Annotated in this window: 14 protein-coding genes; 6 read left to right on the top strand and 8 right to left on the bottom strand. The window is 66.5% G+C overall.

Annotated elements, in window-relative coordinates; genetic code table 11:
- Positions 1-138 precede the first annotated feature (138 nt).
- On the bottom strand, positions 139-1,704 hold the full coding sequence (locus tag B5Y19_RS09460; RefSeq protein ID WP_079591384.1) for an alpha,alpha-trehalose-phosphate synthase (UDP-forming): 1,566 nt from the start codon (positions 1,702-1,704) through the stop codon (positions 139-141).
- Positions 1,705-1,981: 277 nt separating this feature from the next.
- On the opposite strand from B5Y19_RS09460, the gene otsB reads away from it, so the two are divergent.
- Both otsB and B5Y19_RS09470 read left to right on the top strand, forming a co-directional pair.
- Positions 1,982-2,782, top strand: coding sequence for a trehalose-phosphatase (gene otsB, locus B5Y19_RS09465; protein ID WP_079591438.1), 801 nt, complete (start codon positions 1,982-1,984; stop codon positions 2,780-2,782).
- Between the two features lie 2 nt (positions 2,783-2,784).
- Complete coding sequence (locus tag B5Y19_RS09470) at positions 2,785-4,626, top strand: glycoside hydrolase family 15 protein (protein WP_055728737.1); 1,842 nt, start codon at positions 2,785-2,787, stop codon at positions 4,624-4,626.
- Between the two features lie 12 nt (positions 4,627-4,638).
- On the opposite strand, the gene B5Y19_RS09475 is transcribed toward B5Y19_RS09470, so the two are convergent.
- The gene (locus B5Y19_RS09475; protein WP_055728738.1) at positions 4,639-4,881 is read right to left on the bottom strand and encodes a putative antibiotic biosynthesis monooxygenase; all 243 of its coding nucleotides are present in this window, start codon (positions 4,879-4,881) and stop codon (positions 4,639-4,641) included.
- A gap of 103 nt (positions 4,882-4,984) precedes the next feature.
- Between B5Y19_RS09475 and B5Y19_RS09480 the strand changes: the two genes are divergently transcribed.
- Complete coding sequence (locus B5Y19_RS09480) at positions 4,985-5,566, top strand: TetR/AcrR family transcriptional regulator (protein ID WP_079591385.1); 582 nt, start codon at positions 4,985-4,987, stop codon at positions 5,564-5,566.
- 7 nt (positions 5,567-5,573) lie between these two features.
- On the opposite strand, the gene B5Y19_RS09485 is transcribed toward B5Y19_RS09480, so the two are convergent.
- Complete coding sequence (locus B5Y19_RS09485; RefSeq protein ID WP_055728740.1) at positions 5,574-6,782, bottom strand: M20 family metallopeptidase; 1,209 nt, start codon at positions 6,780-6,782, stop codon at positions 5,574-5,576.
- A gap of 126 nt (positions 6,783-6,908) precedes the next feature.
- Positions 6,909-7,835, bottom strand: coding sequence for a cation diffusion facilitator family transporter (locus B5Y19_RS09490; protein ID WP_055728741.1), 927 nt, complete (start codon positions 7,833-7,835; stop codon positions 6,909-6,911).
- Between the two features lie 187 nt (positions 7,836-8,022).
- On the opposite strand from B5Y19_RS09490, the gene B5Y19_RS09495 reads away from it, so the two are divergent.
- Positions 8,023-8,844 carry a C40 family peptidase gene (locus B5Y19_RS09495; protein WP_342060152.1) on the top strand — a complete coding sequence of 274 codons (822 nt, stop codon included), beginning with the start codon at positions 8,023-8,025 and terminating at the stop codon, positions 8,842-8,844.
- 270 nt (positions 8,845-9,114) lie between these two features.
- Here B5Y19_RS09495 and katA read toward each other — a convergent pair whose 3' ends face one another.
- Complete coding sequence (gene katA / locus B5Y19_RS09500; protein WP_055728743.1) at positions 9,115-10,644, bottom strand: catalase KatA; 1,530 nt, start codon at positions 10,642-10,644, stop codon at positions 9,115-9,117.
- Between the two features lie 138 nt (positions 10,645-10,782).
- Between katA and B5Y19_RS09505 the strand changes: the two genes are divergently transcribed.
- On the top strand, positions 10,783-11,730 hold the full coding sequence (locus B5Y19_RS09505) for a hydrogen peroxide-inducible genes activator (RefSeq protein ID WP_055728744.1): 948 nt from the start codon (positions 10,783-10,785) through the stop codon (positions 11,728-11,730).
- A gap of 9 nt (positions 11,731-11,739) precedes the next feature.
- Here B5Y19_RS09505 and B5Y19_RS09510 read toward each other — a convergent pair whose 3' ends face one another.
- The 3 genes from B5Y19_RS09510 to B5Y19_RS09520 are packed head-to-tail and all read right to left on the bottom strand — an operon-like array spanning position 11,740 to position 13,482.
- A complete protein-coding gene (locus B5Y19_RS09510) occupies positions 11,740-12,279 on the bottom strand; it encodes a chromate transporter (protein ID WP_055728745.1) in 540 nt (179 codons plus the stop codon).
- Entirely contained in the window at positions 12,279-12,842 is a 564-nt protein-coding gene (locus B5Y19_RS09515; RefSeq protein WP_055728746.1) for a chromate transporter, read from the bottom strand. Before B5Y19_RS09515 ends, B5Y19_RS09510 begins: the two co-directional genes overlap by 1 nt.
- Positions 12,843-12,849: 7 nt before the next feature.
- Positions 12,850-13,482: a LysE family translocator gene (locus B5Y19_RS09520; RefSeq protein WP_055728747.1), complete on the bottom strand. Its 633-nt coding sequence runs from the start codon at positions 13,480-13,482 to the stop codon at positions 12,850-12,852.
- 196 nt (positions 13,483-13,678) lie between these two features.
- Here B5Y19_RS09520 and B5Y19_RS09525 point away from each other — a divergent pair, with 196 nt between their 5' ends.
- A complete protein-coding gene (locus B5Y19_RS09525; RefSeq protein WP_055728748.1) occupies positions 13,679-14,203 on the top strand; it encodes a hypothetical protein in 525 nt (174 codons plus the stop codon).
- The last annotated feature ends 182 nt before the right edge of the window (positions 14,204-14,385 follow it).

Here is a 14,385-nt window from a genome sequence, read left to right on the forward strand (position 1 = left end):
GCCTGTCCAGAACCTGAGTCGCCCAACCCGGTCATGCTGCCTTCTAGCGACCAAAGACCTTATTCGGCAAGGGCCGCGCGAGCTCGAGCAAGCATCCCCCCAAGATTTCGTCGGTTTTCGCCGTCGCGGGGCAAGCTGTCACGGCTGCCCCACGGTCAGCGACGGCGGTGGCGTGCCCCTTCCTTTCCGGCGCGAACCTGTCGAGATCTTTCCGGCCTTGCCGGGCTTCGGCGGCCTTTTCACCGCCACGGCCTCAGACCCGGCGGCGCGCCGTGCGCCGGCACGCGGCTTCTTGTCGCCCGTAGCCTCGACAGGCACCGCCTGGGCGGCCGCGCCCCCGGCGAGCGCGTCGAGATAGCGTTGCGTCCACCAGTCGATATCGCTGGCGGCGATAGTCGCGTAGAGCTTCTCGAAACGGCGGATCCGTTCGCTCTTCGGCATGGCGAGCGCGGTGCGGATCGCCTCCGCCACCTCATGCGTGTCGTAAGGGTTGACGATCAGCGCCTCCCCCATCTGCTGCGAGGCGCCTGCGAAGCGGGACAGCACGAGCACGCCGGGATCGGCGGGGTCCTGCGCCGCAATGTACTCCTTGGCGACCAGGTTCATCCCGTCGCGCATCGGAGTGACGAGGCCGACCTGGGCGCGGCGGTAGAAGCCGGCGAGCGCGCTGCGCGAATAGGCTTTCTTGACGACGCGGATCGGCGTCCAGTCGAATTCGCCGAGCTGAGCGTTCAATCGCCCGGCGACCTCGTCCGACAGGCGGTCGAGCTCGGCATATTCGGGCACGTCGCTACGCGATGGCGGCGCGATCTGCAGGAGGCTGACCCTGCCGCGATGCTCCGGGTGGCCGCGCAGGAACTCGCCGAAAGCCGCGAGCCGCTGCACGATCCCCTTCGAATAGTCGAGGCGGTCGACGCCGACGACGAGCTTGCGCTCGCCGAGCGTTTCGCGCGCGGCGCGCAGGGGGACCGGCGCCTGGCGCGTCGAAGCCGCCGCGAGCCGGCGGAATGCCTCCACGTCGATCCCGATCGGAAAGGTCTGCACCAGCGTCTCACGCGCGCCCAGCCGCACGCGCTGCCCGTCCGTCCGCCCGGCGCACATCGTCACCAGGCCGTCGATCAGATTGCGGGCATCGAGCTCGGTCTGCATCCCGGCGAGGTCATAGGCCGCGATGGTCCGGACCAGGGTGGAACTGAAGGGCAACGCGCCCATCACGTCGGCGGACGGCCAGGGAATGTGATGGAAATAGCCGATCCGGTTGGTGACGCCGCGCCGGCGCAGCTCCGCCGCCAGCGGGATCAGATGATAGTCATGGATCCAGATCAGGTCGTCCGGGCGGATCAGCGCCGCGAGCTGCTTGGCGAAGCGCCGGTTGACGCCGAGATAGCCCATGTAGTCGCTGCGCTGGAAATCCGTCAGGCCGAGGCGGTAGTGCATCAGCGGCCACAGAGCGCGGTTCGAGAAACCGAGATAGTAGCTTTGCCGCTCGGCCTCGCTGAGATCGGTCACCGCATAGGTGACGTTGCCGCGCTGGACCTGCCTGACCTGCTGCGCCGCTCCCTCGGCCACGGCGCCGCTCCAGCCGAACCAGAGGCCGCCGCGCTGTTCCAGCGCCTCGCGCAACGCCACCGCCAATCCCCCCGCCGCGGCCTTTTCATGGCGCTCGGGAATGGTGACGCGGTTCGAGACGACGATGAGACGCATTGGGTACGGGTTCTCCAGAAGCGCCGCCCGATTTTTGCCATGGGCGGCAGGAACAGAACGCTCGCAAAGACGTAATGTTTCCGGGGGCGCGGGCTGGCCGCATGGCGGAGCCGTGGCGGCCCTGCGCTGAAATCGTGGCTGCCATGTTAGGCTATAAGTCAATCGAGACAACCCCGACGTTGAATTTTCGGCCGCGCGAGTTGGCGATGGCCAAGCAAAAGGAATGCCAGGCAAAACGGCCGTTCTTCTGCCGTGTTCGATGGCCAGATAGTAAATGATGACGACACTGATCGACCCCGAAACCGTCCATCACAATGACGATATCGCTGCGGCCCAACCGCAGATCGCTCTGTTCCTGGATTTCGATGGAACGCTTGTCGAGATCGCACCCTCGCCGGAGGATGTCCGGCTGGATCGCCGCGTCGCACCGGCGCTGGAGGCGCTGCGCACCGGCCTCGGCGGCGCCCTCGCACTGGTCTCGGGGCGCCCGATCGCCTTTCTGGACGAGATGCTGACGCCGCACAGCTTCGACATCGCCGGCCTGCATGGCGCGCAGATCCGCGTCGACGGCGAGATCCGTTCGCAATCCGACGCGCCGGAGAACATGCGCGAGGCGCTGCGCGACCTCGTCCGCTTCGCCAACAGCCATGTCGGCATCATCGTCGAGGACAAGCGCATTTCCGCCGCCCTGCATTGGCGGTTGGCGCCCGAGCTCAAGGACGAGGCGCTCGATCTGATGCGCCAGGCCGCGGCGAAGCTCGGCCCCGGCGTAAGGCTGCAGGAAGGCAAGTCGGTCGCCGAGCTGGTGCCGGCGAGCGCCAGCAAGGGCAGCGCCATCGCCTGGCTGATGGCGACGCCGACCTATGCCGGACGCCGCCCGGTCTTCATCGGCGACGACATCACCGACGAGGACGGGTTCGAGGCGGTCAACGCCATGGGTGGGCTCTCGATCCGCATCGGCGAGGATCGGGAGAGCCATGCGCTGCACCGGCTCGCTTCACCGACCGCCTTGCGGCATATCCTTCTCGAAGCCGCCGAAGGCGGCAGCCTGACCGCCTCCAGCTTCACCCGGGACTGACCATGACCGTAACGACCACGGCCGCGGGGCATCACTCCGCCTCGCTCGATCTCGGCGTGATCGGCAACTGCTCGATCGCGGCGCTGATCGACCGGCGCGCCCGCATCGTCTGGGGCTGCTTTCCGCGCTTCGACCGCGACCCCGTATTCTGCTCGCTGATCGACAACCATGCGAATGACGGCGATGACGAGCCGGAGAAGGGTTTCTTCGGCATCGAGCTGGTCGGCATGACACGCTGCGAGCAAAGCTATCTGGACAACACCGCGATCCTGTCCTCGGTGCTCTCCGACGACCAGGGCAACGCGATCGAGATCCTCGATTTCGCGCCCCGCTTCGTCCGCTACGAGCGCTTCTTCCGGCCGCCGCAGCTGGTGCGGCGGGTGCGGCGCATCTCCGGGCGGCCCCGGATCCGCGTGCTCGTCAAGCCCAGCCTCGGCATCGGCGAAGAGCCGGACGAGATCACACGCGGATCGAACCATGTCCGCTTCGTCGGGGCCGACCAGACGATCCGGCTGACCACGAACGCGCCGCTCTCCTATGTCGTCGAAGGCACGCCCTTCGCGGTCGACCAGGCCTATTCGTTCTTCATCGGCTCCGACGAGGCGTTGCGCGCCGAGATCGAGACGACCTCGCGCGAGTTCCTGGACAAGACCACCGACTATTGGCGCGACTGGGTTCGCTCGCTCTCGATCCCGTTCGAATATCAGAGCGAGGTGATCCGGGCAGCGATCACGCTGAAACTCTGCTCCTTCGAGGAGACCGGCGCGATCGTGGCGGCATTGACGACCTCGATCCCGGAGGCGCCCGGCACGCAGCGCAACTGGGACTATCGCTATTGCTGGCTGCGCGACGCCTATTTCGTCGTGCATGCGCTGAACCGTCTCGGCACGACGCGGACGATGGAGGACTATCTCGGCTTCATCACCAATATCGTCGACACCTTCTCGGAAAGCGGCGCCGAGCATCTGCCGCCGCTCTACCCGATCACGCGCGGCGGCTCGCTGACCGAATTCGAGGCGAAGAACCTCTCCGGCTATCGCGGGCACCAGCCGGTCCGCTTCGGCAATGGCGCCGCCGTGCAGATCCAGAACGACGGCTATGGCGCCGTGGTGCTCGCCGCGACGCATTCCTTCTTCGACCGGCGCCTGATCCAGCCTGGGAAGGACACGCTGTTCAGCCAGCTCGAGCGCATGGGCGAACTCGCCATCGCCGTCTTCGACAAGCCGGATGCAGGCCCCTGGGAGCTGCGCGAGAAGGAGGCCGTGCATGCCTTCTCCAGCGTGATGTGCTGGGCGGCCTGCGATCGCCTCGCCCGTATCGCGGGGACGCTCGGCCGGGCCGACCGCAAGGAATATTGGAAGGCGGAGGCCAAACGCCTCAAGAGCATCATCGCCGAGCGCATCTGGAACGAGCAGAAGGGCCATTTCGTCTCGACCTTCAATGGCCAGGACCTCGACGCCACGCTGCTGCTGCTTGCCGAGATCGGCTTCGTGAAGCCGGACGATGCCCGTTTCGTCGCGACGGTCGAGGCGATCGGCCGCGATCTGAAGCGCGGCGACCTGCTGCTGCGCTACGCCACGCAGGACGATTTCGGCTACATGCATACCGGCTTCCTGATCTGCGCGTTCTGGTATGTCGATGCGCTGAACACGATCGGCCGCAGCGACGAGGCCAAGGCCCTGTTCGGGCGCATCCTGCAGCGACGCAACAGCTTCGGTCTGCTCTCGGAGGACGCCGATCTCAAGACCGGCGAGCTCTGGGGCAATTTCCCGCAGACCTACTCGATGGTCGGGCTGATCAACTGCGCGATGCGGCTGAGCCGGGACTGGGAAGAGGCGTTCTGAAGCGCCCTCCCCTCAGCGCGGCGAGCCGAAGCGGAAGGCGACCGGGATCACCGCATAAACCATGACCAGCACCATCGGCGGCACGGCCAGGGCCGTGACGGCGAGCGTCGGCCAGCCCTGTGTGAACGGCGAGAGTGCGATCAGCAGCAGGTTGATGGCGGCGTAGGCACCCAGAGTCGCGACAACCAGAAAACGCAGCCGCACCAGAAGGCGCGACAGGACGGCACGTGCAGCGGAGGCGGGAAACGAAGTCATGGTGCGGACCTATTCGTAACGAAACGTATCGTTTCTATTTGTTGAATTAAACGGACCGTTTCGTTATGTCAAGATGGACCGGATCAACGGAGTCGAAGAGCCAATGGAAACGCGTCCGCCGCGCCGCGCCTCGATCGGCGCGAGGCGCAGCCCCGAGACCGAGGCGGCCGTGAAGGCAGCTGCGAGAGCCGTGCTTGCGGAGAAGGGTTATGCCGGGTTCTCGATCGAGGAAGTGGCGCGACGTGCCGGGGCCGGTAAGCCGACGATCTATCGCTGGTGGCCGAACAAGGCCGATCTCTTCATCGCGATCTACGGCGCCAGCAAGGACGCCGCGATCCCGCTTCCCGACGAAGGCTCGCTGCGCGCCGACCTGCTGCGCTACACCGCGGATCTCTGGCGCTTCTGGCGCGAGGACACGGCGGGCCGGGTGTTCAAGGGGTTGATCGCCGAGGCGCAGACCAGCGAAAGCGCGCTGGCCGCGCTGCGCTTCAAGTTCATGCCGGACAGGCTGGCGGCGCCCCGGCAGATGTTCGTGCGCGCCGCCGAACGCGGCGAATTCCCGGCCACGGAAATCGACGACCGGCTGGAGCTCTGGGTCGGCTTCAACTGGCTGCATGCGCTGACCGACCGGCTGAGCGAGGACGAGCCCACGCTCAGCCGCAAGATCGACCTGCTCTGCCGCTGAGCGTGGCCTACTCGACCCTGACGGCCGCGCGCATCACGGCCAGCGCCAGCACCTGGGCGGCCGGCACGAGGCTCTCGACCTCGAGGAACTCATCCGGCGTATGGGCCATGCCGCCGATCGGCCCGACGCTGCAGAGCGTCGGAGTGCCCTGCGCCGCGGTGAAGCCGGAATCGGCGCAGCCGCCAGTGAATTCGGCCGTGACGCCGATGCCGAAAGCGGCAGCGGCCTCGCGATAGGTGTCGTAGAGGGTAGCCGATTCCGGCGAGCGCTCGAGCGGCAGGAACTCGCCCTTGATCGACAGCACGGCGGTGGTTTCCGGGACCACGGGAGCCTCGATGATCGCCTTGATCTTGCCGACCATCTCGTCGCGCTGCGCGGCGGTGACGTAGCGCAGGTCGATCTCGCACCAGGCATGCGGCGCGACGGTGTTGACCGTCTGGCCGCCGCCGATCAGGCCGACATTGACGGTGATGCCCTTCTCCAGATCGGTGAGTCCCTGCAGCTTCGGGATCTTGTGGCCGAGATCGACGATGGCCGAGGCGCCCTTCTCGTAATTGGCGCCGGAATGGGCCGGCCTGCCGGTGAATTCGGCGCGCATGAAGACGCCGCCCTTGCGGCCGCTAGTGACCGACTGCTTCTGGTCCTTCGCGAAATCGGTGCCGGCCGGCAGGCGACTGGGCTCGGCGTTGAAGACGCAGCGCGACTCGCGCGCCGCCGCCTCGATGACGGGACGCGAGGACGGCGAGCCGATCTCCTCGTCGCTGGTCGTCAGCATCAGCAGCGGCGCGGCGACCCCGCCGCATTCGGCGAAGGCCGCGGCGACGAAGGCCGAGATGACGATACCGCCCTTCATGTCGGCGACGCCCGGCCCATAGGCCCGCGTCCCCTTGATCGTGAAGGGCCGCCGCGTCGGCTCGCCCTGCGGGAAGACCGTGTCGCGATGGCCGAGGAGCAGCACCGGACGCTGGTCGTTGGCGCTCGGGTTCGGCAAGCGCGCCCTGACGGCATCGCCGAAGCGGGCATCCGGCACGATCTCGACATCGAGGCCGTTCGCGCGGTGGAAGCGGGCCACGACCTCGCCCGCCCGGTCGACGCCCGCCTTGTCATAGGAGCCCGAGTCGGTGTCGACCAACTCGCGCAGGAGCGCGACCATGCCCTCCTTGCGGCCCGCCAGCCACTCGGTGACTTTCTGTTCCTCGGGGGTCAAGGCGCTCATCGCTCGCTCGCAATCGTTCCAGCTGGGACAATGCCGGGCAGCTTAATGGCTGCGCCCTCCCCGGCAATGGGAAACGGCAGCGGAGTTCCCATTCACCCGGCGCATGCCGGCCCGGCTCCTTCCGGATCAGTCGGCCCATTCCGGATCGGTGGTGAAGGCGATGGTGAGCCAGCGATCGGGCGTGTCGTCACCGATCGCATCGCCGATCTCGTCGCGGATGTGATCCCACTCCTCCAGCCTCCTCGCGGGGCCGTTCCTGGGCACGATGAAGTAGAGCTCGATCTGCCTGCCACGCCCGACCCGGGCGACATAGGAGCGATAGGAGGCGAAGCCGTAACGGCGAACGATCTCCTCGGCGACGCCGTCGACATGGCGCTTCAGATCGGAGGGCGTCACCAGCAGGATGTCGGCGAGAGCCTGCTTGATCGTTCCGATCGGCATCGGGATGACGACGAGGCAGACCAGCGCGAGCGCGACCGGATCGACATAAGGCAGCATCCAGGCGAGTTTCGTTCCCTGAATCGCATAGCCGAAGACGAAGGCGCCGAGCAGCGCGCCGCTGAGGCCGCCGGACATCGCCCAGGCCTTGGCGTCCAGCCCGACGAAGCTCGAATTCAGCTCCCGATTGGCCCGGCTTCCGTAGATCGCCATGGCGAAGGCGATCAGCATGGTCAGCCCGGCATAGATGATGGCGTAGTCGAAGGCGAGGAGCCGGCCGCCGGCCATGATGCTGCCGACGGCGTTGATCAGGGCGTAGATCGCCGCCCCGGTCAGCAGGACGCCGTTGAGCCCGAGCACCATCGGCTCCAGATGCCAGAATCCCATGGTGAAGTGCTTGACCAACCTGCCGCCGACGGCGCCGCTCGCCGTCGAGGAAGTGATTAGGTTGGAGACCAGCAGCGCGACGATCGTCATCGTGGCGTCGGTCAGGGCGTAGATGCCGTCGAAGACGATCGCGAAGGAGCCGGAGAGCAGGCCGAAGACGATGCCGGCCGCCGCGAGGATGAAGGTCACCCCGATCGAGAGGCGCAGGACCCGTTGCTCGGTGTTCAACCCCTGCCCCCTCGATGCCTCGGCGACCTCAATTCTACGGGCAGCGGCGTGGAAACGCCATCGCCGCCCCTAACACCTCCGCTTCGTTGCGAGACTAGGAGGCGCGGCGGATTGCAGCAAACCCAAGAGTCCACCGCCCCTTGAACTGCGAAGCTGGAGCACAGATCTGTATTGATGACGGCTATGGATGAATGCGAAAATGTTTGCGATTCATCGAATACTTGGCGCGTGCAGCGGGATGCTCGTTCGGCTGATCACGCGGCCATCGAGCGCCTACAAGCCGTTTACGCCCTGCGATCCGGAACTACTGCGCCGCGTGCTCGAACCAGCCGATATCGTCCTGGTCGAGGGCAACCAGAAAGTCTCGACGGTCATAAAATATCTGACGCAATCGACATGGTCTCACGCGGCGCTCTATGTGGGCGATATGCCGGATGTGAACGCCATCTCACGAAGCGAACCCATGCTGATCGAGATGGACCTTGCAAAGGGGTGCATTGCGGTTCCGCTAAGCAAGTACGAGAACTTCACGACGCGCATCTGCCGCCCGGTCGGACTTAGCCTCGCGGAGAAGCAGGAGGTGGTGCGTTTCATGGTCGATCATCTCGGGCTTCAATACGATCTGCGGAACGTGGTCGACCTTGCGCGCTTTTTGCACCCGCTGCCCTTCATTCCCGTGCGCTGGCGCCGCCGCATGATCGCGCTTGGCAGCGGACTGCCGACGCGTGCAATCTGCTCCTCCTTGATCGCCGAGGCATTTCAGTCGGTACACTATCCCATTCTGCCCCAGATCGACCATCTGCCGTGCCATGATCGCGCCGTCAGCCTGCATTCCCGGGACGAAATTCTGCACATTCGGCACCATAGCCTCTACGCGCCGCGCGACTTCGACATTTCTCCCTATTTTCAGATCATCAAGCCGGTGATCGAAGCGGGGTTCGATTACCGGCGATTGCACTGGGATCACCAGAATTCGGTCGTCGTTCCTCGCTCCGGTCGTCCCGCCTAGTACGCGACATCCCGCATCCGACGAGCTGCCCAGCCGAGATGGGAGGCCGAAGCCTGTTGCCGGCACTCCCCTGGATGATGAAGCGCATTCGGAGAATTTGCCCGACGGCCCTTTCTGCCGCGCCTCATTGTGGGGCTGAGCGCCAGTCTCCGCTTCCAACCCGATCGGGAGACCTGCCGCTTCCAGCACCTCTGCTCCCATGGGCAACAGAAAAAAGGCCCGCCTGCTCATGCAGGCGGGCCCCGGTGTCGGCCCGTCAGGGCAGCGGGCTCACTCGGCCGCGCGCTGGGGCGTGTTCTCGGTCACCGAGATCGCCGGGCGCTCGCGGCCATCGGCCTTGGCGAGGGCGCGCCGCACGCCGTTGCCATAGTCCGGATGGACCTTGTCGAAATGGGCGAGCTGGCGCTCCTCGATATGCTGCGGAATGCCGCCCATCGCCGCGGCGATGTTGGAGAACAGGCGCTCCCTCTGGCCGGCGTCGAACAGGTTGAACAGCGCGCGGGGCTGGCCATAGTCGTCATTGCCGATGCGATGGTTGTAGCGGTCGGCATCGCCCGAGATCTTCAGCGGCGGCTCCTTGGCGGAGGGCTGCTCCTTCGGCCCGCCGAAGGAATTCGGCTCGTAATAGGCATCCGGATTGCCGGTCTTGATGCCGCCATAGGTGTTCATCTGACCATCGCGATGATAGTGCGCGACCGGGCATTTCGGCTGGTTGACCGGGATGTTCTCGTAGTGCGTGCCGAGCCGGTGACGATGGGCGTCAGCATAGGAGAAGATCCGGGCCTGCAGCATCTTGTCCGGCGAGAAGCCGATGCCGGGCACGATGTTCGACGGCGAGAAGGCGGCGTTCTCCACCTCGGCGAAGTAGTTCTCCGGATTGCGGTTGAGCTCCATCACGCCGATGTCGATCGGCGGATAATCCGCATGCGGCCAGACCTTGGTGAGGTCGAAGGGATTGTAGGAGGTCTTCTCGGCGTCCAGCTCGGGCATGATCTGGACCTGGACCTTCCACTTCGGATACTCGCCGCGCTCCAGCGCGTTGAACAGGTCTTCCTGCGTGGATTCACGGGTCTTGCCGACAACCTTCTCGGCTTCCTCGTTGGTCCAGTGCTTGTGGCCCTGCATGGTCTTGAAGTGGAACTTCACCCAATAGCGCTCGCCATTGTCGTTCCAGAACGAATAGGTGTGCGAGCCATAGCCGTTGATGTGGCGCACATCCGTCGGCAGGCCGCGATCCGACATCAGGATGGTGACCTGGTGCAGGCTCTCAGGCGACAACGACCAGAAGTCCCACATCGCGGTGGGCGAGCGCATGTTGGTCTTGGGGTGGCGCTTCTGGGTGTGGATGAAGTCGGGGAACTTCACCGGGTCGCGCACGAAGAACACGGGGGTGTTGTTGCCGACGAGGTCCCAGTTGCCCTCGGGCGTATAGAACTTGATCGCGAAGCCGCGCACGTCACGCTCGGCATCGGCCGCGCCGAGCTCTCCCGCGACGGTCGAGAAGCGCAGCAGCAGCGGCGTCTCGGTGCCGGGCTGCAGCGCCTTGGCCCTGGTGTATTTCGAAATGTCGCCGGTGATCTTCAGCGTGCCATAGGCGCCCCAGCCCTTGGCGTGGACGGCGCGCTCCGGAATGCGCTCGCGGTTCTGATGGGCCAGCTTCTCGATGAGCTGGTAGTCCTGCATCAGGACCGGGCCGCGCTCGCCGGCGGTGATCGAATTCTGGTTGTCCGGGATCGGCGCGCCGGCCGAGGTCGTCATGGTGACGCCAACCTGCGGGTTCTTCGGATCATTGGCTGACATGGCTCATTCCCTCCTGACGAGCGGCCGCCGCCCGCAGCGGATGCGCGGACGGTTTCGAATTGGAGGAACTAACAGCCCGATGTGGCGACAATGTCCAATACCGTTTACGGCGACCATCGATAAGTTTATCTTATCGATATGCTCACCCTGAAACAGCTCCGCTATTTCACCGCCCTCGCCCGGCATCGCCATTTCGGCCGCGCCGCGCAGGAATGCCATGTCAGCCAGCCGGCTCTGTCGCTGCAGATCCAGGAACTGGAAGCGTTTCTCGGCTGCCAGCTCGTCGAGCGGCGGCGCGGCGCCGTGGCGCTGACCGAGATGGGCGCCGAGATCGCCGAGCGCGGCCGCCGCATCCTGCTGGAGACGAGCGATCTCATCGACCATGCGCGCCATCGCCGTAGCCTGCTCAGCGGCGAGCTCGACCTCGGCGTCATCCCCTCGATCGCGCCCTATCTGCTGCCGGCGACGCTGCCCCTGCTGCAGCGGCGCCATCCGGCGCTGGATCTGAGGTTGCGCGAGACGCAGACCGCGACGCTGCTGGACGAACTGATCGAGGGTGGGCTCGACGTCGCGCTGCTCTCGCTGCCGATCGAGCGCCCCGGCATCGAGACCCTGCCCCTGTTCGACGATCCTTTCCTGCTGGCCGTGCCAGTGGAGACGTCGCCGAACGCTCCGCCTTTCCGACCGGATGCACCTTTCGCCGGCGAGAGCCTGCTGCTGCTCGAGGAAGGCCATTGCCTGCGCGACCAGGCCCTGAGTTTCTGCCGGACGACCCCCGGCGGCTCGCGCCGGCAATACGGCGCCTCCAGCCTCTCGACCATCATGCAGATGGTGGCGAACGGCTTCGGCACCACGCTGATGCCCGCGATGGCACTGCCGGTCGAGCTGCGCCCGGACATGCCGGTCAGGCTGTTCCGCTTCGCCGCCCCGGGCCCCAGCCGCTCGATCGGCCTCGCCTGGCGCCGGACCTCGCCGCGCAAGGCGGATTTCGAGGCGCTCGGCGCGATCCTGGCCGAGGTCGGCACGGCTCTGACCGCAGGTCGCCTGCCCGCAGCCGAGGCTGAAATGATCCGCCTGGCGGCCTGAACAAAGCCGTCAGGCGAGGCCGACGCACCAGCCCGCGACATAGGCCGCCGTGCCCACGGCCATCGGTACGAGCGGATTGACCTTCGAGCGGTAGGTCACGGCCGCCGTCGCGGCCGTGATCGCGAAGCCGAAAAGCCCGGCATCGGCGGCCAGCATCGCCACGGCGCCGCTCGCCAGCATCAGGCCGAGCGCGATCGGCACCAGCGCCAGCGTGACGATCCGGACGATGCGGTTGTCGCTGAAGCGCTGCAGGCCCCGGCTGCAGGCGAGAGCGAGCAGCGAGGATGGCAGCAGCATCGCCGCCGTCGCCACGAGCAGGCCGCTCGTGCCGGCGACATGCCAGCCGACGATGCTGGCGAGCATGACGTTCGGCCCCGGCGCTGTCTGGGCGATGGCGAAGAGACGCGCGAAGGTCGGCGCGTCCATCCAGCCGAGAATCTCCACGATCTGGCGATGGACCTCGGGCACCACGGCGTTGGCGCCGCCGATCGCCATCAGCGAGATGGTGCCGAAGGTGATGACCAGCTGGCCGAAGATGCCGCGTTCCATCAGATCCGTCGCGCTCCCAGGGACGCCGCGACAAGGCCGAGCGGCACCAGCACCAGCAGGGTGGGCAGCATCGGCAGCCGCAGCAGCCCGACGGCGAGGAAGGCGGCGGCCGCCATGAGCCAGGCCCAGCGGGCCAGCCCGGCCTTGGTCAGCAGCCGCGCGGCGGTGCCGAGGATCAGCCCGGCGGCACTCGCCGCGGCACCGGTGAGCGCCACCTGCGCCAGCGGGTGATCGGAGACAGCATCGTAGACGTTCGCGATCGCGACCAAGGCGAGCAGGGGCATCGCCATCAGTGCGAAGACGCAGGTGAGCGCGCCGGCCGTCCCGCGAAAGCGGTCGCCCAGCATGACGGCGGCATTGACGGTGTTGGCGCCGGGCAGCGCCTGACAGATGCCCATCAGCTCGGCATAGGCGCGATCGTCCAGCCAGTTGCGCTCGGCGACGATGATGTGACGCGCGACCGGGCCGACGCCGCCGAAGCCCATCATCCCGATCTTGAGGAAGCCGGTGAAGAGCGCCGGCAAACTCGGCGGCACGTCCGTCGCGGTTTCGAGCGTGGTCATCGGGCCGTCAGCGGCGCGCTTCCGTCGCCATGCGCAGGGCAAAGACGGCGAGCACGGTGCCCATCAGCCAGCGCTGCATCAGCGCCCAGAACGGCCGTGTCCGCAAGAAGACGGCAATCCCGCCCGCCGCCAGCGCGATCACGGTGTTGACGCTGACGCTGATGGCGATCTGCACCGAGCCGAGAACCAGCGACTGGGCCAGCACGTCGCCGGCAGCAGGATCGATGAACTGCGGCAGCAGCGCGAGGTAGAGCATCGCGATCTTGGGGTTGAGCAGGTTGGTCAGGAGACCCATCAAGAAGAGCTTGCGCGGACCATCCGGCGGAAGTTCACGGACGTGAAAGGGCGACCGACCGCCGGGCTTCACGGCCTGCCAGGCGAGCCAGAGCAGATAGCCCGCTCCCGCCAGGCGCAGCGCGTCATAGGCGTAGGGCACGGCGAAGAGCAGCGCGGTGATGCCGAAAGCCGCGCAGAGCATGTAGACGACGAAGCCGAGCGCCACGCCGGCAAGCGAGATCAATCCGGCTCCGAAGCCTTGCGCGATGGAGCGCGAGATCAGGTAGATCATGTTCGGTCCAGGCGTGAGCACCATGCCCAGCGCGATCAGGGCGAAGGTCAGGAGGTTCGTCGTCTCGGGCATGCCAAGCGCTCCAGCGGAACTCTGCGCTTGAAGCACGGGTCACGACGGCCGGCAATCGCGCGGCTGCGGGAACAGCCATGCAAGATTTCGCGATAAGCGCGACAACGTCCGGCATTCTCCACTGTCCCTCGACTGCCCCAGACGGAACCGGCCGTGACGCGGGCCGTTGTCGCCTGCAAGCGCATCGGGGGAAGACATGACGCTGTTCAGCCGGCTGCTCTACACCATCATCGCCTTCGCCCTGCTCGGCGCCTCGATCGTCCTGATCGGCGTCGCGATCTGGCGCACCTCGCACGGCTTCTGGACCGGCGAGGGCGCGCTCGACACGATGCTCGACGCGATCGGCCTCGTGATCATCGCGGTGGCGGTCGCCGATGTCGGCAAGTTCCTGTTCGAGGAGGAGGTGGTGGCCGACCGCGAGATGCGCCGGCCGGCCGAGGCGCGCGGCTCGCTGACGAAGTTCATGTCGATCATGATCGTGGCGCTCTCGCTCGAATCCCTCGTGCTGATCGCCAAGACCTCGCGCGAGACGATGGGCAACCTCGTCTATCCCGGCCTTCTGATGCTGCTCGCCGTGCTGACGCTGGTCGGGCTCGGGCTTTTCCAGAAGCTCAGCCAGAACGTGACCGCCGCGGTGCCGCCGGATCGGGACGAGGGCGAGCAAAGCAAGCGGTCAAAGCAACGCGCGCTGACGCCAACTCCCGCGGAGAAAGCTGGCTGAAACCCAAGCGGACGACCAAGCCGAAACGGCGCAGGGAACCTCTCTCCTGTAAGCGTCGGCCGCTGGACCAGTACGGCGAGGCCCCAACGGCGCAGCGGTCAGGTCACGGCGACAGTGTCCAACGGCTTACCCCTCACCCTGCCCTCTCCCTCCGGGAGAGGGTTCCCCGTGCTAACCGGGCT

Source organism: Allobosea thiooxidans (genome assembly GCF_900168195.1).
Classification (GTDB): domain Bacteria; phylum Pseudomonadota; class Alphaproteobacteria; order Rhizobiales; family Beijerinckiaceae; genus Allobosea; species Allobosea thiooxidans.

Excerpts from the sequence above, each read along its gene's own strand:
- B5Y19_RS09515 (WP_055728746.1), bottom strand. The coding sequence starts at position 12,842 with ATGACCACGCTCGAAACCGCGACGGACGTGCCGCCGAGTTTGCCGGCG.
- katA (WP_055728743.1), bottom strand. The coding sequence starts at position 10,644 with ATGTCAGCCAATGATCCGAAGAACCCGCAGGTTGGCGTCACCATGACG.
- B5Y19_RS09520 (WP_055728747.1), bottom strand. The coding sequence starts at position 13,482 with ATGCCCGAGACGACGAACCTCCTGACCTTCGCCCTGATCGCGCTGGGC.
- B5Y19_RS09480 (WP_079591385.1), top strand. The coding sequence starts at position 4,985 with ATGGAAACGCGTCCGCCGCGCCGCGCCTCGATCGGCGCGAGGCGCAGC.
- B5Y19_RS09505 (WP_055728744.1), top strand. The coding sequence starts at position 10,783 with ATGCTCACCCTGAAACAGCTCCGCTATTTCACCGCCCTCGCCCGGCAT.
- B5Y19_RS09475 (WP_055728738.1), bottom strand. The coding sequence starts at position 4,881 with ATGACTTCGTTTCCCGCCTCCGCTGCACGTGCCGTCCTGTCGCGCCTT.
- B5Y19_RS09460 (WP_079591384.1), bottom strand. The coding sequence starts at position 1,704 with ATGCGTCTCATCGTCGTCTCGAACCGCGTCACCATTCCCGAGCGCCAT.
- otsB (WP_079591438.1), top strand. The coding sequence starts at position 1,982 with ATGACGACACTGATCGACCCCGAAACCGTCCATCACAATGACGATATC.
- B5Y19_RS09485 (WP_055728740.1), bottom strand. The coding sequence starts at position 6,782 with ATGAGCGCCTTGACCCCCGAGGAACAGAAAGTCACCGAGTGGCTGGCG.
- B5Y19_RS09495 (WP_342060152.1), top strand. The coding sequence starts at position 8,023 with ATGAATGCGAAAATGTTTGCGATTCATCGAATACTTGGCGCGTGCAGC.
- B5Y19_RS09470 (WP_055728737.1), top strand. The coding sequence starts at position 2,785 with ATGACCGTAACGACCACGGCCGCGGGGCATCACTCCGCCTCGCTCGAT.
- B5Y19_RS09510 (WP_055728745.1), bottom strand. The coding sequence starts at position 12,279 with ATGGAACGCGGCATCTTCGGCCAGCTGGTCATCACCTTCGGCACCATC.
- B5Y19_RS09525 (WP_055728748.1), top strand. The coding sequence starts at position 13,679 with ATGACGCTGTTCAGCCGGCTGCTCTACACCATCATCGCCTTCGCCCTG.